At 51.3% G+C, this 18,782-nt stretch carries 16 protein-coding genes and 1 tRNA gene; 3 read left to right on the forward strand and 14 right to left on the reverse strand.

All coding sequences use genetic code 11. From position 1 onward, the window contains the following. Nucleotides 1-33: 33 nt before the first annotated feature. The 4 genes from DXD94_RS01895 to DXD94_RS01910 form a co-directional block, all read right to left on the reverse strand. Nucleotides 34-1,020 carry an acyltransferase family protein gene (locus DXD94_RS01895; protein ID WP_117763045.1) on the reverse strand — a complete coding sequence of 329 codons (987 nt, stop codon included), beginning with the start codon at nt 1,018-1,020 and terminating at the stop codon, nt 34-36. Between the two features lie 75 nt (nt 1,021-1,095). Then, nucleotides 1,096-1,172: transfer RNA gene (locus DXD94_RS01900), tRNA-Arg, on the reverse strand. 52 nt (nt 1,173-1,224) lie between these two features. Then, complete coding sequence (locus DXD94_RS01905) at nt 1,225-1,992, reverse strand: ABC transporter ATP-binding protein (RefSeq protein WP_117763046.1); 768 nt, start codon at nt 1,990-1,992, stop codon at nt 1,225-1,227. An 11-nt stretch (nt 1,993-2,003) separates the two neighbouring features. Beyond that, complete coding sequence (locus tag DXD94_RS01910; RefSeq protein WP_022094778.1) at nt 2,004-2,849, reverse strand: ABC transporter permease; 846 nt, start codon at nt 2,847-2,849, stop codon at nt 2,004-2,006. Between the two features lie 160 nt (nt 2,850-3,009). On the opposite strand from DXD94_RS01910, the gene DXD94_RS01915 reads away from it, so the two are divergent. Continuing rightward, on the forward strand, nt 3,010-3,981 hold the full coding sequence (locus tag DXD94_RS01915) for a glycosyltransferase family 2 protein (RefSeq protein WP_052044190.1): 972 nt from the start codon (nt 3,010-3,012) through the stop codon (nt 3,979-3,981). Between the two features lie 102 nt (nt 3,982-4,083). Here DXD94_RS01915 and DXD94_RS01920 read toward each other — a convergent pair whose 3' ends face one another. From DXD94_RS01920 to rfbA, 5 genes are all read right to left on the reverse strand, one after another. After that, on the reverse strand, nt 4,084-5,538 hold the full coding sequence (locus tag DXD94_RS01920; RefSeq protein ID WP_117763047.1) for a sugar nucleotide-binding protein: 1,455 nt from the start codon (nt 5,536-5,538) through the stop codon (nt 4,084-4,086). 123 nt (nt 5,539-5,661) lie between these two features. Further along, entirely contained in the window at nt 5,662-6,681 is a 1,020-nt protein-coding gene (rfbB, locus tag DXD94_RS01925) for a dTDP-glucose 4,6-dehydratase (protein ID WP_117763048.1), read from the reverse strand. 75 nt (nt 6,682-6,756) lie between these two features. Beyond that, nucleotides 6,757-7,731 carry a hypothetical protein gene (locus tag DXD94_RS01930; protein ID WP_022094782.1) on the reverse strand — a complete coding sequence of 325 codons (975 nt, stop codon included), beginning with the start codon at nt 7,729-7,731 and terminating at the stop codon, nt 6,757-6,759. A 9-nt stretch (nt 7,732-7,740) separates the two neighbouring features. Beyond that, nucleotides 7,741-8,178, reverse strand: a complete 438-nt coding sequence (locus DXD94_RS01935; protein ID WP_035138697.1) for a DUF4869 domain-containing protein — start codon at nt 8,176-8,178, stop codon at nt 7,741-7,743. 95 nt (nt 8,179-8,273) lie between these two features. Then, nucleotides 8,274-9,173 carry a glucose-1-phosphate thymidylyltransferase RfbA gene (gene rfbA, locus DXD94_RS01940; protein WP_117763049.1) on the reverse strand — a complete coding sequence of 300 codons (900 nt, stop codon included), beginning with the start codon at nt 9,171-9,173 and terminating at the stop codon, nt 8,274-8,276. 156 nt (nt 9,174-9,329) lie between these two features. On the opposite strand from rfbA, the gene DXD94_RS01945 reads away from it, so the two are divergent. Then, nucleotides 9,330-11,801, forward strand: a complete 2,472-nt coding sequence (locus DXD94_RS01945) for a glycosyltransferase (RefSeq protein WP_117763050.1) — start codon at nt 9,330-9,332, stop codon at nt 11,799-11,801. Nucleotides 11,802-11,933: 132 nt separating this feature from the next. Here DXD94_RS01945 and DXD94_RS01950 read toward each other — a convergent pair whose 3' ends face one another. From DXD94_RS01950 to DXD94_RS01970, 5 genes are all read right to left on the reverse strand, one after another. After that, nucleotides 11,934-13,520 carry a hypothetical protein gene (locus DXD94_RS01950; protein ID WP_147347112.1) on the reverse strand — a complete coding sequence of 529 codons (1,587 nt, stop codon included), beginning with the start codon at nt 13,518-13,520 and terminating at the stop codon, nt 11,934-11,936. 373 nt (nt 13,521-13,893) lie between these two features. Continuing rightward, nucleotides 13,894-15,432 carry a DUF2142 domain-containing protein gene (locus DXD94_RS01955; RefSeq protein WP_117763052.1) on the reverse strand — a complete coding sequence of 513 codons (1,539 nt, stop codon included), beginning with the start codon at nt 15,430-15,432 and terminating at the stop codon, nt 13,894-13,896. A 213-nt stretch (nt 15,433-15,645) separates the two neighbouring features. Continuing rightward, nucleotides 15,646-16,440, reverse strand: coding sequence for a glycosyltransferase family 2 protein (locus DXD94_RS01960; protein ID WP_117763053.1), 795 nt, complete (start codon nt 16,438-16,440; stop codon nt 15,646-15,648). 4 nt (nt 16,441-16,444) lie between these two features. Beyond that, nucleotides 16,445-16,798, reverse strand: a complete 354-nt coding sequence (locus DXD94_RS01965; protein ID WP_117763054.1) for a DUF2304 domain-containing protein — start codon at nt 16,796-16,798, stop codon at nt 16,445-16,447. A 1-nt stretch (nt 16,799) separates the two neighbouring features. Beyond that, the gene (locus tag DXD94_RS01970) at nt 16,800-17,504 is read right to left on the reverse strand and encodes a glycosyltransferase family 2 protein (protein WP_117763055.1); all 705 of its coding nucleotides are present in this window, start codon (nt 17,502-17,504) and stop codon (nt 16,800-16,802) included. Between the two features lie 182 nt (nt 17,505-17,686). Here DXD94_RS01970 and DXD94_RS01975 point away from each other — a divergent pair, with 182 nt between their 5' ends. After that, nucleotides 17,687-18,742, forward strand: coding sequence for an acyltransferase (locus tag DXD94_RS01975; RefSeq protein ID WP_255415017.1), 1,056 nt, complete (start codon nt 17,687-17,689; stop codon nt 18,740-18,742). Nucleotides 18,743-18,782 lie beyond the last annotated feature (40 nt).

Genomic DNA, 18,782 nt, shown 5'->3' on the forward strand with positions numbered 1-18,782 from the left:
GCGGCTCTCAAAAAGACCGCCTCCCGCTTTTAATTACGCCTTCTTGATGACGTACGCCAACCCTATGTCGCACCCGCAGCGCACAATCGACGCAAGGAGCCATGGCACTGGCAACGCCATAAGCAACGGCATGGTCTGCCAGGGGATAAACCAATCGACCGTGTGGATTGCAAAGATGGCAAGACTGGCCTGTCCGCAGAACACGAGCGCTTGTTCAAAGGACCCCAAAACCGGCACGTCTTTCAACTTCTCCAGCGCCATGGAAACCCAGCACACGCAATAGCTGCCGGCAAGAGCGGCAACTGTCGCAACCACAAACCCATCCACGCGGCGGCTCGAAAGCTCAAGCCCACTCAGCGCGGCAAGGACAAGCCAAGCGACACCGGCTCCAATAAACAGCAAGGCCTTGCTCACGCTCGTCTCGAGCCCCCTTTGGCGCGCCGTATAGCCAATCCACATCAGCAAGACGATGTAGCAGCTCAGATCCAAATCGAGCGGCAGGTAAACACCAAAATAGCGAGACACGCTCAAACCGCAAAAGGCAATCGCGGCACAGACAACGCCCTGCCAAACAACCCCAATCCCGCCGCGATCAAACAACCGCACAAGCGCATTAAACAGCAGGCGCGACGTAAACAGCGCCGCCAAAAACCATGCCATGCCAACGGCAGCGACACCAAGCCCAGGCACATCAACGCCCGAAGCAAACACAAGCGTCTTAAGCCCCGCAACCAGCGTACCGCTCGTCAAAGGAGCGCCGCTCATCAAGAACGTCGGCACCTGCCACGCCAGTGCAAGAACCACATACGGCACCAGCAGGCGCGACACCGAACCACTCAGCAGCTCGCGCCACGGCTTCGGCCTAAACGTATACCCGGCAAGAATAAAGAACACCGGCATATGAAACGAGAAGATCGCGTGCCGCAAGGGAGAGGGATTTGGGACGGTGTGCCCCACAATGACCAGAATAATTGCAATTCCCTTCGCAATATCGATCCAGTCGAGCCTTTTGCTTCCCATTGCGAACCCTTCAAAACCGCAGCACACAAGATGAAAAAAGCCCAGACCACCAAGCGGTCTGGGCTTAATAAACGATGGTGCTCCATGGCGGATTCGAACCGTCGACCTTGGGATTAGAAGTCCCCTGCTCTATCCAACTGAGCTAATGGAGCAAATAACCGCACGCCCAGCCAAACAATTCGGCCAAGCGTAAGTAATTATAACCTAGTTGAACTGCTCACGATACGCCTTGCAGACCTCACTGACCGGGCCGTCCATGCGAAGGTCACCCTTCTCAATCCAAACGGCACGCTGGCAGATGCGCTCAACCTGCTCCATAGAGTGCGAAACGAACAGAACCGTCACGTCGCCGCTCTGGATAAAGTGCTGGATGCGGGCCTCACACTTTTGCTGGAAGAACACATCACCGACGGACAGCGTCTCGTCAACGATCAGAATATCGGGCTCGGTAATCGTCGCGATTGCAAAGGCGATACGCGCCACCATGCCCGAAGAGAAGTTCTTAAGCGGCATATCGACAAAGTTCTGCAGCTCAGCGAACTCGATAATGCCGTCAAAGTTGGCGTCGATGAACTCCTTGGTATAGCCGAGCAGGGCGCCGTTCAGATAGATGTTCTCGCGGGCGGTCAGCTCGGGGTCAAAGCCGGCGCCAAGCTCAATCAGCGGCGCGATGTTACCGTGCACCTTAACGCTGCCCTCGCTAGGCTCAAGAACGCCAGCGATAATCTTGAGCATCGTAGACTTGCCGGAGCCATTGGTGCCGACCAGACCCACAACCTCGCCGCGATGAATATCAAACGAGATGTGCTTAAGCGCCCTAAACTCCTCAAAGAACAGCTCGTGCTTGGCAAGCTTAATGAAGTACTCCTTGAGGTTGGTCAGCGACTCGGACGCCATGTTAAAGATCATGGTGACGTCGTCGACCTCGACAGCCAGAGGCTGCTCGCTGTAATCAACAACAGATTCAGTCATCACAGCACTCCTTAGATGTAGAGGATAAATTTGCGCTCGGACTTATGGAACACGGTATAGCCAATAATAAGCGCAAGAACCGCCCAAGCGACGCACATACCAAACGTCATAAGCGAGGGCGTAGTCTGGAACAGGAAGATATCGCGCATAAACTGCAGGTAGTTGAACATGGGGTTCGCATACATCAAGATACGCACGAGATGCGGCATTTGCGCAATATAGTCAGTCGTCCAGAAGATGGGCGTAATGTAAGTCCACGCCGTAATGACGACGCTCCACAGATGCATAACGTCGCGGAAGAAGACCGTAAGGGCAGAGAGCATCATGCCCAGGCCCATGCAGAAGCACATAAGCAGCAGCAGGCAAACCGGCAACAGAATCAGGTGCCAAGAAGGCATAACGCGGAACCACAGCATGACGATGGCGACGGCGACCAGCGAGAAGGCAAAGTTGACCAGCGAGAAGAGCACCTTCTGCACCGGGAAAACCCAGCGGTGCACCTTAACCTTCTTGAGCAGAGGGGCAGCGCCCACGATCGACGTCAGGGCCTGGTTAGTAGACTCAGACATGACGGCAAAGGTGATGTTACCCACGATCAAGTACAGCGGGTACATCTCGGGCGTCATTGAGCCATTGCGGCCCTGGCCAAAAATCGTCGAGAACACGATGGCCATGACGATCATCATCAGCAGCGGGTTGAGCACCGACCATGCGACGCCCAGAACGCTACGGCGATACTTGATCTTAAAATCCTTGGTAACCAGCTGACGAAGGATAAACGCGTCCTTCTCAAATTCGTTCTTAGCAAACGTCGCAGGCAGACTGCGAGTTTCTTGTTGCTTTGTCTGATCCGACACGGATGCAACTCCTTTACTCGTAATCGTTGACAAACGAACAGTATAGACCCGACGGCCATGCAAACGATTCGCGCAACAAAACTGGAGAACTAACCCACATCTTAGGATGCCAGGCCCAAACGGCTATACTTTCTAGGATTGAATGTATAAGGAGCATTAAGTGAATTCTGAATCCATCGCCGTCATCATCCCTTGCTACAACGAAGCGCTCACGATCGGCAAAGTCATCGACGACTTTCACCGCGAGCTTCCGCAGGCGACGGTCTATGTCTATGACAACAACTCGTCGGACGATACCTCACGCATTGCCACCGAGCACGGCGCCACAGTCCGCTTTGAGCCCCGTCAGGGAAAGGGCAACGTGTGCCGCCAGATGTTTCGCGATATCGACGCCGATTGCTACCTGATGGTCGACGGAGACGACACCTACCCCGCCGAGGCGGCCAAGGCCCTCTGCGAGCCCATCCTTAACGGCACGGCCGACATGACCGTAGGCGATCGCCTTTCCAACGGCACCTACGCCGAGGAGAACAAGCGTGCCTTCCACGGCTTTGGCAATAATCTGGTCCGCGCCATGATCAAGTGGATCTATGGCTACAGCTTCGATGACGTCATGACAGGCTACCGCGCCATGAGCCGCCCGTTCGTTAAAACCTTCCCAGTGCTTTCCGAGGGCTTTCAGATCGAAACCGAGCTCTCGATCCACGCCGTCGACCACCGCTGGCGCATCAAAGATGTGCCCATCGAGTACCGCGACCGTCCCGAGGGTTCCGAGTCCAAACTCAACACCGTGAGCGACGGCATTAAAGTCGTTGCGATGATCGGCACGCTGTTCAAGGACTACCGCCCGCTGAAGTTCTTCAGCCTCGTTGCGCTTCTGTTCGCGGTATTCGGCCTCGCCCTGGGCATGCCCATCGTTGTCGAATATTTCCAGACCGGCCTCGTCCCGCGCTTCCCCACCGCTATGCTCGCCGCCTCGTTTATGTTCCTGTGCGGCCTGAGCCTTGCGACCGGCTTCATCCTAGATTCTGTAGCAAAGGTCGAAAAAAAGCAGTGGGAGGTCAACGTGTACAGCAAATACGCCTACGACGACCAGCCCGGCCACCCTACTTCCATGCCAAGCGAGAGGTAGATCTTCCGCAAAATACTATTGGCACCACTGCGCAGATAGCCACCAACAAGAAAAGCCGCCGTTAAAGAACGGCGGCTTTTACTCTCGAAAAGTTAATAGCGGCTAGAGCGTCTTGATGTACTCCCCCAGCTCTTCCTCCCAGTCGGGCATGTGGAAGCCGGCAGCCTCGAGCTTGGACAGGTCGAACGCGGAGTGGACCGGGCGCGGGGCGACGGGGCCCTCGGCGCTCGCGTAGTAGTCGGCGGTCGATACCGGCACGACCCTGTCCCCGTTGCCGTTGGCGGCCTCGAAGACGGCGCGGGCGATATCGGCCCAGGACTTGACGGTGCCGGAGCCGGTGCAGTCGTAGGTGCCGTAGGGGGCATGCGTCCCCAGCACGTGGAAGATGGCCTCGGCCATGTCGCGCGTGAAGGTCAGGCGGCCCAGCTGGTCGTCAACGACCGTGACCTGCTCGAGCCCGTCCTCGGGGTCGGCGACGCGGTCGGACAGGCCCTTCATCGTCTTGACGAAGTTGCGGCCCTCGCCGATGACCCAGCTGGAGCGCATGATGTAGTGGCGCGGGCACCCGGCCACGGCGATGTCGCCGGCGGCCTTGGTCTGGCCGTAGACGGACAGCGGGCTGAGGGGCTCGTCCTCGTCATGCACCTCGGCGGTGCCGTCGAAGACGTAGTCGCTGGACACGTGGACGAGGGTGATCCCGTGATCAGAGCATGTGCGGGCGAGGAGGGCGGGGCCGGTCGCGTTGGCCTTCCAGGCGGTCGCGCGGCCCTCGGCGGTCTCCGCCCTATCCACGGCGGTGTAGGCGCCGCAGTTGATCACGGTGCCGTAGAGCGACCAGTCGTACTGTGTGTAGGCGTCCGGGTCTGACATATCGAAGGTGTCGATGTCGCAGAAGTCGAAGTCCTTGGCGACGCCGCGCTCCTCGGCGAGCTTTCGCACCGCATGGCCCAGCTGGCCGTTGCAGCCGGTGACGAGGGTGCGCTTCGGCGCCATCGGGACGACGTCCTTCAGCATCGGGTGGTTGAGGTCGGCCTCGGAGACGACAGCTTGGTCGAGAGGGATCGGCCACTGGATGTTGAGCTCCGGGTCGGCGAGGTTCACGAAGGTGTAGGTCTTCTTCAGCTCGAGCGACCAGTGGGCGTCCACCAGGTAGGTGTAGGCGGTGCCGTCCTCGAGCGCCTGGAAGGAGTTGCCAACGCCGCGCGGGACGTAGATGGCCTTGCTCGGGTCGAGCGTGCAGGTGAACACCTTGCCGAATGTCTCGCTGCCCTCGCGCAGGTCCACCCAGGCGCCGAAGACCGAGCCACGGGCCACGGAGATGAACTTGTCCCAGGGCTCGGCATGGATGCCGCGCGTGACGCCGCGGCTGTCGTTGTAGGAGATGTTGTTCTGGACGACGCGGAGGTCCGGGATGCCCAGGGCGCACATCTTGGCGCGCTGCCAGTTCTCCTTGAACCAGCCGCGCGAGTCGCCGTGGACGGCGAGGTCGACGACCTTGAGGCCCTCGATGCCGGTCTCGGCGACGGAGAGGTCCTTCTCGAATGCGATGTCTGCCATGTGGGAAAAGCTCCTATCGAAGAGGTTGTATAACCGGGGGCGCCCGCGCGGGGACGCAGGATCATCCCCATGCCCTGCATCCCCGCGCGGGCGCCCCGCGGTGCGGTTCGCCGGAATGCAGTCTTACTGGCCCTGCGCGCGGTAGCGGGCCTCGGTGGCCTCCTTGGCGGGGCGCCACCAGGACTCGTTGGCGACGTACCAGTCGATGGTCTGCTTCAGGCCCCCGGCGAAGTCGGTGTGCGCCGGCCTCCAGCCCAGCTCGCGCTGGAGCTTGGTGGAGTCGATGGCGTAGCGGCGGTCGTGGCCGGGGCGGTCGGCGACCCAGTCGAAGTCCTCGGGGTCCTTTCCCATGGCCTCGAGGATCATGCGCAGCACGGTGATGTTGTTCCTCTCCCCGTCGGCTCCGATGAGGTAGGTCTCCCCCATGCGCCCCTTCGTGAGGATGTCCCAGACGGCGCTGGAGTGGTCCTCGGTGTGGATCCAGTCGCGGACGTTCTCGCCGCGGCCGTAGAGCTTGGGGCGCACGCCGTCGACGATGTTGGTGATCTGCCTGGGGATGAACTTCTCCACGTGCTGGTAGGGGCCGTAGTTGTTGGAGCAGTTGGAGATCGTGGTGCGAAGCCCGTAGGTGCGGGTCCACGCTCGGACGAGCATGTCGGAGGAAGCCTTGGTCGAGCTGTACGGAGAGGACGGCTTATAGGGCGTCTCCTCAGTGAACTTGGCGGGGTCGTCGAGCGCCAGGTCGCCGTAGACCTCGTCGGTGGAGACGTGGTGGTAGCGGACGCCGTGCTTGCGGACGGCCTCCAGCAGGCGGAAGGTGCCCTCCACGTTGGTGCGCAGGAACGGCTCAGGGTCGGCGATGGAGTTGTCGTTGTGGCTCTCGGCGGCGTAGTGGACGATCGCGTCGTGGCCGGGGACCAATTCATCGAGCAGCCCAGCGTCGCAGATGTCGCCGACGACGAGCTCCACGCGGTCCGTCGGCAGCCCCGCGATGTTCTCGGGGTTGCCGGCGTAGGTCAGCTTGTCCAGGACGGTCACGTGCACCCCGGGGTGGTTGTTGACCACGTAGTGCACGAAGTTGCTGCCGATGAAGCCGCAGCCGCCCGTGACGATGATGTTCTTAGGTTCAAAAATCTCAGACATGAAAATCCAATCTGAAGCATGTACAGCTTCTTTAGTATGCCGCAGGAAGTGATGCCGCGACACTATTCAACAAAACTATCGGACATTTCGGCACGCGATAAGAGCCATAACCTTCGCAGAATTACTTCCCCTACAAAACGCCTCCGGAATGCAGTCTTTGTCGTACCGGAAGACCGAATTCCCAGTTTTATCGCGTAAGTACTTATAGAAGAAGTCCTCCCAGCTTTTAAACTTCTCACTGTCTGCAAACGCTTCCGGCTCTTGCAGAACTGCTTTGGCATCTAGCCCTGAAATTACGCCGGAGCTCAGCAGAAGCCATTCGAACGACTCGGGAAGACAAACCGTAACAGTATCGCGGTGAATGTCTTGCAGCTTAAGGACGCGGTCCGCATAGCACCCAAATGCCGCCCCGTCCGCGACAACAAACACGCGATCGTCGAGATGCTGATCCAACCAGCCCAAAATCGCGCTGTTCGTCATGGCCGAAGTACAGGTAAGCTCACTGTCAGCAAAATGCCGTTTAAAGAACTGGAAACCAGACTTACTGTCCTCGCATAGAAGGATAGAAAAGTCCTGTTTTGGCGCCGACCGGGAAATAGCATAACGATGATTCCCGCGATCTTGATAAACAGGGACGAAAGAATGGTATTTTCCGCTCGTCTTAATCTTGTAAATCTCATCCACGCTATACGGAAGATTGGGGAAATCAGCCCTTGAGATCAGCACGAAATAATTCGAGGAATACAGCACATGATGGGCAAACTCATCAGAATGGATCTCTTTTAAGCCCTCATCGACAAATACAATCGAGTCATGAACGGACGAAAGCTGGTTTCGCCAATCATAATCGGTCAGGGCGACACAGGGACAATCGCATTGCAAGGAAACGCCCGACTGCTCGCCCGTTCGCATGTAGTCTGCGACCATGTCAAACAGCGTCGTCTTACCCGTGCCGCTATCGCCACGCACAATAGTGATGTTCCGCTTGATGGTAAATGTGTACTTGGTTCCCCTACGGCGGGAAATCTTAACAAGATGCGAACCGTTCATAAGCAGCACCTACAGATACGGAATCGACTCGTGAATCAATTCGGCCATGTTATGAACGATTCGGCCGCTGTTCACGACTTTGATTTTAAAATCCTCGCGGCCAAAGTCCATCACATGATAGAGATTCACAACGAGCTTGCGGTCTTTCGCCATGTCGAGAATCCACTTGGCACAGTTGTCACCACAGGTAGAAGCGTTAAAAATATGCTTACGATCAAATCTCATAAGCAGCAGCGTTTTCACGCCACCAGAAAGCTGGAGTGGGGAGATGGATCCAAGCACAGGGCTTTCGATGACGTTTTCGGAGACAACAACCGATCGATCGACATCTTTAATTATCGAGACTGCATAGGGATCCGTAATCCAAGAAGACCGGTAAGAGTTTTTGAAATATGTCGCTGTGTTGTAAATCGCTTCTGGCATATCGCCAAAGTAGACGCTTAACACATCCACTCCCAATCATATTGTCTTTATGGTCAACGTAATCATAACGAAAGGGGCCACCAGATAAACGGTGACCCCTGAAAGAAAACAAGCTTGCGCTAGTACTCGCGCGGGCTGTTGACGATCTCGCCGGCGGCGACCTTCTTCAGGTGCTGCCCGTAGACCGACTTGCCGTAGGCCTTGGCGGCCTCCTCCAGCTCCGCGGTGGTGATCCAGCCGTTCTCCCAGGCGATCTCCTCGGGCACGGACACGGGAAGGTCCTGTGAGTGCTCCACGGCGCGGACGAACTCCGCGGCCTCGTGCAGGCTCTCCATGGTGCCGGTGTCCAGCCACGCGTAGCCGCGGCCGAGGGTGACGACGGACAGCGTCCCCTCCTCCAGGTACATCTGGTTGAGCGTTGTGATCTCGAGCTCGCCGCGGGCCGAGGGCCTGACCTCGTGCGCCTTGGCGGCGACGTCGCCCGGGTAGAAGTACAGGCCGGTGACGGCGTAGGAGCTCTTGGGCTCGGCGGGCTTCTCCTCGATGGAGACGGCCCTGCCCTCGCCGTCGAACTCCACGACGCCGAAGCGCTCGGGGTCGTCGACGTGGTACCCGAAGACCGTGGCGCGGCCCGACTCGGCGTTCTGCACGGCGCGCGTCAGGTGGCGCGACAGGCCGTTGCCGTAGAAGATGTTGTCGCCCAGCACGAGCGCGCACGGCTCGCCGGCGATGAACTCCTCGCCGATGGTGAAGGCCTGGGCCAGGCCGTCCGGGCTCGGCTGCTCGGCGTAGGACAGGTTGACGCCGTAGCGCGAGCCGTCCCCGAGCAGGCGCTCGAAGTTGGGCAGGTCGGTCGGCGTGGAGATGACCAGGATGTCCCGGATGCCCGCAAGCATGAGGGTGCTGAGCGGGTAGTAGATCATGGGCTTGTCGTAGACCGGCAGCAGCTGCTTGGAGGTCACGAGCGTGAGCGGGTACAGGCGCGTGCCGGACCCGCCGGCGAGGATGATGCCTTTCATAATAATCCTCTCGATTGACAATCGTTGAGCAAAAGCCGCTGATTACAAATGCATAGTTAATTAAATTATACGCACCGGCAGCAACCTCCCCGTCTTCTTATTTAAATCGGACAGCAGAAACACGCAACTCTTTCTGCATTTCTAGCGAGGCAACAAATGAAAAAGTACAATGAGCAGTGTCCAACAAACGAAAGGCAAACAATGCGAGTCGAAACAACCGGAGTATGCAGAGGAAACTGGAAAATCTACCAGCAGCTTAAGATTGAAGGCATCCATAAAGGCTCCAGCGTAACAGCCCAAGCGGCTACAAACGACAACCGCTGCTTACCTTTATCCCTCCTAAAATTCCGGGACAATGGTTGTGACTCGAACTCATACGTCCTTGTACTCCCCGATCCCGATGCCCGCACCATCAAAATTGAGTTTTGCGAAATCGGCCAAGACGGTCGTACCCTGAGCAGCGACTCCCTTTCGCTCAATTGCAAGAACATCAAATGGGAGTCTCGCCTTAACTACAAAATTAAACCTGACATGTGCAGCAAACTCCGAAACTACGATGACGTTTCAGAGTTTGACATGGCAACGATTGATTTCTGGCAGTGCATCGAAGATTCAAGCGACTATATCCTTAGGTGCACGGTGAGAACTCCTTATCGTAGCGACTCGCAAATCAAACTTCGTTGTTTCGATCGAACCCTTAATGAAGTTAATTTGAGCATCGTCAATTTCGGTTCGAATGTAACAAGCGTTGGATTTACGTCTGAGAAAAAGCAGCTTGAAACGCAGCTCTCAATTCGAATGCCAAAGGCGTTCGATCGTTACTACTTTATTATTGACGATCAAAATCACCCATCATTCAGTGCATTTGACTGCTTAACACCCGATAAGTTAGGCTTGCTTCTTGAGGAGACCAACTTTCTCTTTACCCATGCGCAGTTTGACCCTGAATACCCCGAATGGTTCACGGAGCATAAGGCAACCATCGGCGCTCTGGAGAAGCAGAGAAAAATCGTCTTCAACAGTGCTCCGAAGTTCAGCATTATTGTCCCTCTATACAACACACCCATTTCGTTCTTTAACGATATGACCGAATCCGTAAAAAACCAGTCTTATGCAAACTGGGAGCTCATCCTAGTTAATGCAAGTCCTGACAATCAGGAACTAAAGGTTCACGTTGAGCAGGAGACGGCCCACGACAACAGAATTAAATCAATTAACCTTACCGAGAATAAGGGCATTTCCGAAAATACAAACGCCGGCGTTGCCATCGCTTCGGGTGATTTCGTTAGCTTCTTTGACCATGACGATATTCTTGAACCGGACTTGTTGTTCTCATATGCCGAGGCAATTGAAAACAATGATGACGTCGATCTTCTATATTGTGATGAAGATAAACTCATGCCTGATGGAAAGCTAGCGCAGCCGTTCTTTAAGCCGGATTTCAATATCGATCTGCTCAGAAACAATAACTATATCTGCCATATGCTTACCATCCGTAAGTCTCTGCTTGACACTCTAGAACCGAACACGAAAGAGTTCGATGGAGCGCAGGATCATAATCTGACTCTCCGCGCCGTGGAAAAGGCAAGGAAAGTTCATCATGTTCCAAAGGTTCTATATCACTGGCGCCTAAGCGAGACCTCCACCGCAGCAAATGCCGATAGCAAGCCGTATGCCACTATCGCAGGTATCAAAGCGGTCCAGAGTCATTTGGACAGGCTTGGGCTCAATGCGAAGGTCGAACAAGCGCGTCGTCCCTTTACATATAAAGTAACCTACGCTGTGCCAGATTCCCATCCACTCGTGTCAATTATCATTCCAACTAAAGACCACGCCGACATTCTGGACAACTGCATTAAGTCAATTGTTGAGAAATCAACGTACGATAATTACGAGCTTGTCATAATCGAAAACAACAGCACAGAAAAGGCGACGTTCGATTATTACGATAAGTTGCAAGCAAAATATCCTGACATCGTTCGTCTTGTAACTTGGGAACACGAATTCAATTTCTCCAAACTCATGAACTTTGGCGTTGCTCACGCCAAGGGCGACTATCTCTTGCTATTGAATAACGATACTGAGGTAATTACGCCCAATTGGATTGAGATAATGCTTGGCATCTGTGCACGTGAGGATGTTGGCGCAGTTGGTGCAAAACTCTACTATCCCGACAACACCATTCAGCACGCGGGCTTATGCGTCACTGGCGGCGTGGCTGGACATCTTTGCCAAAGCATGCCAAAGGATAACTGGGGCTACTTTGCACTCAACGATGCGCAACAAGACTTCAGCGCCGTCACTGCAGCTTGCATAATGACCAAGCGTAGCGAATATGAGAAAGTCGGAGGTTTCACGGAAGAGCTTCAAGTTGCATTTAATGACGTTGACTTTTGTTTAAAGCTACGCGAGATCAACGACCTGATCGTATACACACCCGAAGTCGAGCTCTATCACTACGAGTCGATTTCTAGAGGCGTTGAAAACAATACGGAGAAGCAGATTCGCTTCCACAAAGAGGTCGCATACATGAATTATCGCTGGGCTAAGCATTACGTCGAAGGCGATCCCTATATGAATCCAAACTTTACCGTTGGGGAACCTGCGAATCGTTATTATCATTTATAAGAAGTTGACGTTTCTTCTCTTATTCAATCACGGCAAATTAGCGTGTGTCTAAGCTAGATAGGGGAATCGAGGATTAACCCTCGATTCCCCTATTGTGATAAGTTGTCCTCTACTCGACAGTCAGAGAGCATCTTATTCTAATGGCGTATTTAAAACCCAGCCCCACAGAGGCGTAGCGGTAGTGTGGTAGTAGTTCAGCCACCAGGCCAGTGACGTCGTCCTAATGTAGCCGATGTTATCCATTACCATACCGTTACCGACGTAAATAGCAATGTGTCCCCAGCGAGCCCCCGCATTAGTATGCGTATGAGTAGGGACCGCAACTATCATTCCAACCTTAAGCTGCGATATATCTCGACTATGACACCAATTCCAAAACATGTCGCATGCGTCACCGTTGGGATAAGACCCTAGCACGGGGTAAAAAACCTCGCTAACCCACTCCGAGCACAACCCCACTCCAGGAGAAGGAACGTTGTAGCAGCGGCTAACAATTTGAGACTGAAAGGAAGTACAGGCAGAACGCTCGGGGTCTACCCAAGCACCGGCAGCATTAAAGAAATACTCGCCATTATCGATACTGTTCCAGCCAGTTGCCATTTGACCTGACGACATAAGGTAATACCATAGCCCGTCATCATCGCGGAACCAGCCTGTATTCATAACGCCAGATTCGTTATCGAGGTGATACCACTTCCCGCCAATTAATTGCCAACCGCGCTGTAGCACCCCGTCTGGATCCGTGTAAAACCACGTCTGAGCAGCGGAGGACCAATACCAGCCTACCATGGGCTTTCCTTCGGCGTCGTTGAGCTTAATTGCGCCCACGCTGTCCTTGACACCCTTTAACGCAATTGCACCACTGCTGCACGCATAATATGCGTTTCCATCTTGCGAGAAGACCCAGGCGTTGCACTCTAATGCGCCGCCACTATCCGAATCCAAATAGTACCAATTACCATTTACAGACTGAAATCCTTCGAGCATGGCGCCATTATTATTGGAATCAAGCAAATACCAGCTAGAATCAAAGTAAAACCATCCTGTGCGAATCGCTCCAGAGCCATTGGCGCAATACCATGTCCCATCGTCAACAAACCAACCAGTGTTCATGGATCCAGATTGAGAAAAATGATACAAACTGCCGTTTACAAGTTTAAAGCCCGTAGCCATTGATCCGGAAGGCTCAAGCCAATACCAAGTATTGCCAAGGAGCAGCCAGCCTGTATGCATAGCACCCGAACCGTCCAAATAGTACCAGTTATGATTGTCTAAAACCCAACCGGTCTTCATTGAACCTGATGTTTCGTCAAGGAAGAACCAATGACCGCCGATGGCAGCCCATCCCTTCAAATGCGCACAGGATTCAGAGAATAAGTGCCATCCATCACTCAGGTATCTCCAGCCAGTAGCTGCGTAGCCTTCGGAATCAAAATAATATTCGGCTCCCCCAATAGTCAGAAAACAGTTTGACGGCCAGCCACCGGCCTCATATCTCCACCACCATTTACCGTTTTCGCAGACCCAAGAACCAGGAAGGGCGATTTTGTTATCAGAAGAGCGAACAATCTGGAACGACAGCCGGGTGGTAGCGCCAGCGTAGTCCCCTAGCCCATTTACAGCTATATCAGCACAGCCAGGTGCAACATTATTCGCATAAAAGACTTCATAATCAGTCCCACATGTAAGCTTTAAACCGCTATCAGCAAAAACCGACACACTCGGAGTAATCGCATCACCAGTGTATTCATATGTCGACAAATCGATAGACGCTGTGAAGTTAACCGAATCAGAAGGTAACCGATCACCATCCGATGGCCCAACTGGGCCCTGTACCGATTAATCTGTAGAATCATCAGCGCCTAGAACCGCACAATCTTCGGGTAATGAAAAAGCAATCGTGGGGCATAAAAGAGGCGTGAAGCAAATTGATGCAAGGCAGACCACACCGATAAAACTCAAATAACAATTTCTCATCATTACACTTTTCCCATTAAATCAAATTAGCCTTTGATAGACCAGGCCTGCTCAACCCCGAGACGAAGTCCCCCAACTACAAGAAATTACCAAAGCAACTGCACGCGAGATGAATCTACAAACAGGAGGCGACGCTAATAAAGCGAATAAGATATAGGCAGTTCATAGCACAGACGCCAAGAGTAACAACGGAAATGGAAGAAGAGTTGAACCTAAATAATCGAGTTCTTAGTCCAAACAATAAGGCTGGTAAAGCTGGAAGAAAATAGCGCCCCTGAACACCTTGTATTACATTTTCATAATTGAAAGTCCATGCCAACCACATCGACGCAATGGAACCGAGTGCAGCCAAAAGGAAAGCAAAAATGAAAAGAAAGGATACTGGAGTAGCAAGAAACGAAGGTTCATCACTAGAGTCAAGGCAGCAAATAAACCCAAAAAACAAATAAGGAATCATATAGAATGCAGGGAAACGCAAGTTCTCTTGAAGCCATCCAAGAGAATAGCCCAAGGTCGTTTCCCAATAGAAATCGCCTAGAGAGTCGAGAGTTCTACATAAAACAAGGAAACTATTCTTTGGATGCAGCAAAATATCGCTGAGCGAATATAACTGCCCCGCTTCATGGCCCCGAGAGGAATCTGAAGGCTGAGAGACCAAGCTGCTCATCGATGCCAAACGTAAGGCCAATACAGAAACAACAACGCAAAAGATCAACATGAACTTGCTAAAACGCCCGGTCTTCTCATCAAGGAACTGCGAAAGAGGGACAAACAATCCAAGTAAAATCAACCCTGAATAGATAACCTTGCACGGAGCCAAAAGAACCGAAATGATTAAATATATAATGATTTCTCTATTGCCTATCGACCGCTGTTCGCCAAAATAACCGCGCATCAAGCATGCGAATAACAAAAGTGAATAAGCGATGATTCCAGAATCATAGGAATATGAAGCGGCTAAATGAAGCGTCATGGGCAACAATGAAACGAATACAATGACCGATTTGCCTTTAGGTGCAATTCGATATGCCTGGAAAGCGCAGAAGCAAAAAAAGAGAGCCGAACCAATTCGACCCATATAGAACGCGGGGTAAGCTCCAAGCCCAAAGAACAACCCTATCTGCAAACCAATAATAGAACCTAGTTTTGCAGTAACATTCTCGCTGCCGACACTAAAAGAAAATTCACTGAAAGGAATCAGCTGTCCATTTCCGAATAGTGAAAAACCATCAATAACAGAATCAAATGAAGCTGAATTAATTGCATCGCCCGGTTGGCGGCTATTGTACAGCGCGTAATCAATATCTCGTACCAGAAAAGCACCGTTTTTCACATGAGCATTAAATGGAAGGCTATCAACCAACCAATAAGTCGAAAAATAATGATGACCCTCATCGGGCGCGGTGAACGGAGGGAAAATTAAGCAAAATATGATTAAAAATGATATGAGCAGCGCCAAGAATACCCACTCACTTTTAAGGCAATCCTTTTCACTAGCAAATACGCTGCCGAGTGCGAGAATTATAATTAACGAAATCGCAATTGTAAGCAGAACAAGCAATCTAGGATTATTTAAATACCAAAATACGGAATAGACTGCAAATAAGCCGGCAAAAGTAAGAAAAGCAGGTTTATATCTTACAAAACTCGTCATGCTGGAATCCTTAAATTTCAAAACTCACATGAGCGCAACTAAATGTAATGGTAGTAAGTATATCAACAAGCTATTTAATATCTCAGAGGTTAAGTCGATAATATCGATGCAAGCATAGCGCCGTAGCATCCGACTTCGAAGGCTAATAGCCGAATTCAGTCATACACGATGCGCTCGTCGACCGACTCAGAGGAGAAGTCCAACACGGAGACGTTAAAGAGTGTTGCTATTCATGCTGACTGAATATAGTCGATGAATTACTTTCGCAACCTTTTTAGGCCAAAATTTTTCAAGCATAGCAAGGTCTTCAGAGCTCCGTGTATTATCTTGGATCAAGGAAGTCGTCTCAGATTCTTTGTGAATTCGATGATGCATGAGAATCTCGGGAGAATAAACAAAAGAACCTTCAAGTCGCGAAAATCTCTCCCACGCTTCCCAGTCCAAGTCACACTTCATCTCACTCGAAAACAAAGGTGTCTCGAGATTAGGCATAACATATGTGACCGAAGGGCAACAAATCGCAGATCCAAACCGCAAAGCCCGACGCTTATCTCTGACTATAGATGAATTACCGACTCGAGCGAATTTTCTTAGTATTAGTCTTTTCACTTTAAGAATCGAGATGTCATCGACATACTCCCCATTACGAATCTCCCCATAATTTGAAAAGAAGATCAGAGGATGTTTGGAGGCGTTCACAGAGCGAAGCATTTCAATTGAATAATTAGGGGAATACAGATCATCTTGATGAGCAATGGTGACCAATGGAGTTTGTACATGGGAAATTGCACAATTCCAGTCATGGCCAATCCCCGGCATCCCATTGTTAATAGATACAGGCAAGTTATAGCTAGAAGCAACCTGCTCAATATGCTTATTCGGAGTAGAAGTTGAGATAAGGATCCTACTGGCTTGTTGCTGGTTCATTAAAGACGATATACAGTCGCTCAAATACGGTGATTCGCCATAGGCGCAAACTACGAATGTATGATCATTACACGTAAACATAGAACTACTTATCCCTCAGAATGCTCTCGATATCCTTTTCAAGCAATGCAACTCGTTGAGTTAAGTTCTTAATCGCATCGGCCTGTTTGCTGGCAATTAAACTAAGTGAAAGCATGATTAAGATTACAAAGACAAACCCCAGAACAAATATAAAGTTCGAAGGAGTTGCAAAACCCATCGCCGACGATAAGAAGCAAAGAGGCTGTGGAAACAATGCAGACAAGAGCAGAACCAGCACCAACGCCAGCCACAGAAGAGAGTATTTAAGCTGAAGCCTACCGCTCACGATAAGTCTAACAACGTATGCAACGAGTAAAATGCATGCAGCTGCAACGGAAACTCGAAGAGTTAGTGGCACTTTAACACCTCGTTTTTGAACAGGCAGAAATAATAATTGCAAGAGTAACCTTAATCATATAATAGGCACTCGAAAAGCCCGAAATTGATGAAGCGCCTCCCTGACGCTCTTTCATGACAACGGGAACCTCAGACACAGACAGGCCCTGACTAAGCACTGAAACAATCGAATCAGGCTCGGGGTAATCAACAGGATAGTTCTTGCAGAAATAATCGATTGCCTTCGGCCCACAGGCTCTAAACCCAGATGTTGGGTCCGCTATGTACTTCCCCGTACATATTTTAATCACCTTGGTAAGCCACGTAATGCCCACTCGGCGCAAAAAAGTAGATTGAAATCCCCCGGTCCGTTCGAGGAACCTAGAACCGATCACCAAGTCATAGCCAGCGTCAATCTGCTCAACCATTTGAGAAATATAAGATGGGTCATGCTGCCCATCGCCATCGACCTGGACGTCAATGTCGTACCCATATTTTTTTGCGTACTTATGGCCGGCTTGAACAGCTCCACCGATACCAAGATTCTGAGGAAGATCAAGTACATTGAGGTGGTTGACGCGACAGACCTCAAGCGTGTTATCGGTTGAACCATCATTGACCACGACATAATCATATCCTGCATCAATTACAGCTTCAACTGATGCCCGAATAGATTCTGCCTCATTATATGCAGGTACAATAACTAGTACCCTATTGGGATTATTCATGAACCACCTTTCAATGATAACCCGGTGTCCTTAGCTAAAACTAAACATAGCACCAACAAGATGAGCTACACATTAGGCAGAGAACCAACACCAGAGGCAACACAGTATCCACAACGGTTTTCAGAACCATATAAACAGTAGTACCATTATTATTCAATTCATCAGAGATGCTTAGGACAATAATGCAAAAAGGGTTAACGTCAGCTCCATTGTCAACCATAGCCGTCGGGCATGAGAATAATCTAGCGCTTATCCGACTCATCTGTGCTTTTGGAGTCATTGTGAGTCATTCCTATGCCTTGATTGGGGGCATCAATCATAGTGAAAAGGATTTATTAAGTACCATAACGTCGGATAGCTTAGGCTACGGCGCATTCGCTGTTGGAGTTTTCTTTTTATTTGGTGGCTACCTCATTGCAGGAAGTGCCGAAAGAAGCAAGACTTTTACATCATTTATAAAGAAGCGTATTTTGCGAATCATTCCTGAGCTTGCTTTCCTAGTTCTGATGCTTGCATTTGTGATTGGACCGTTGGCTTCTTCCCTGCCACCCGCACAGTATTTCACAAACCCATCCTTACCAGTTTTTTTATTAAATATCGCATTAATTCCCGTACACAGTCTTCCTGGGCTATTTAATTCCAACCCATATCCCAATGTTGTTGACGGATCTCTATGGACCCTTCCAGTGGAATTCTCTTGCTATCTGCTTGTGTTCTTATCCTTTAAATTAACCCACTTTGATAGAAACAAATACCTCAAACTGAGCGCGCCGATTGCATTACTTGTCTTGATCTATTTCATTATTTTATATCCGTATCAGATTAGCGTGGTTAGACCGGTGCTTTTGTACTGGATAGGCACGACCGCTTATGTTTTTAAGGATTCCATTCACATACCGAAACCACTCGCGTTGGGCTCATTTTTCGTCTTTTGCATTTCGCTGCCAATAGGATGGTCTGATGCGACAATGCTAGCCTGTTTCCCAATCTTTATGGCATGGCTCGCTTTTTCAGTGAAAGCATCAAAAGCCTCCCTACTGCTAAACAAACTCGAATTGTCTTATGGCGTATATCTCTGGGGCTGGCCAGCAGGGCAATTGGTAGTGCTCTTACATCCAAACATCAGCGTTGAAGTTCTTGCATTAACTACAATAATCTTTTCATTAATCATGGGATTCATGGGACAAATACTGGCGAGCCGCCTTGTTAATACAATTCAAAGAAAGCAAGCCAACTAATCGCCCGTTTGAATGCTAGTCAATCAACAATGGAAGAGGA

Source organism: Collinsella sp. TM10-22 (genome assembly GCF_003466125.1).
In the GTDB taxonomy this organism is placed as follows: Bacteria; Actinomycetota; Coriobacteriia; order Coriobacteriales; family Coriobacteriaceae; genus Collinsella.

Excerpts from the sequence above, each read along its gene's own strand:
- DXD94_RS01970 (WP_117763055.1), bottom strand. The coding sequence starts at position 17,504 with ATGAATAATCCCAATAGGGTACTAGTTATTGTACCTGCATATAATGAG.
- DXD94_RS01905 (WP_117763046.1), bottom strand. The coding sequence starts at position 1,992 with ATGACTGAATCTGTTGTTGATTACAGCGAGCAGCCTCTGGCTGTCGAG.
- DXD94_RS01920 (WP_117763047.1), bottom strand. The coding sequence starts at position 5,538 with ATGGCAGACATCGCATTCGAGAAGGACCTCTCCGTCGCCGAGACCGGC.
- rfbA (WP_117763049.1), bottom strand. The coding sequence starts at position 9,173 with ATGAAAGGCATCATCCTCGCCGGCGGGTCCGGCACGCGCCTGTACCCG.
- DXD94_RS01930 (WP_022094782.1), bottom strand. The coding sequence starts at position 7,731 with ATGAACGGTTCGCATCTTGTTAAGATTTCCCGCCGTAGGGGAACCAAG.
- DXD94_RS01895 (WP_117763045.1), bottom strand. The coding sequence starts at position 1,020 with ATGGGAAGCAAAAGGCTCGACTGGATCGATATTGCGAAGGGAATTGCA.
- DXD94_RS01960 (WP_117763053.1), bottom strand. The coding sequence starts at position 16,440 with ATGTTTACGTGTAATGATCATACATTCGTAGTTTGCGCCTATGGCGAA.
- DXD94_RS01975 (WP_255415017.1), top strand. The coding sequence starts at position 17,687 with ATGCAAAAAGGGTTAACGTCAGCTCCATTGTCAACCATAGCCGTCGGG.
- rfbB (WP_117763048.1), bottom strand. The coding sequence starts at position 6,681 with ATGTCTGAGATTTTTGAACCTAAGAACATCATCGTCACGGGCGGCTGC.
- DXD94_RS01945 (WP_117763050.1), top strand. The coding sequence starts at position 9,330 with ATGAAAAAGTACAATGAGCAGTGTCCAACAAACGAAAGGCAAACAATG.
- DXD94_RS01955 (WP_117763052.1), bottom strand. The coding sequence starts at position 15,432 with ATGACGAGTTTTGTAAGATATAAACCTGCTTTTCTTACTTTTGCCGGC.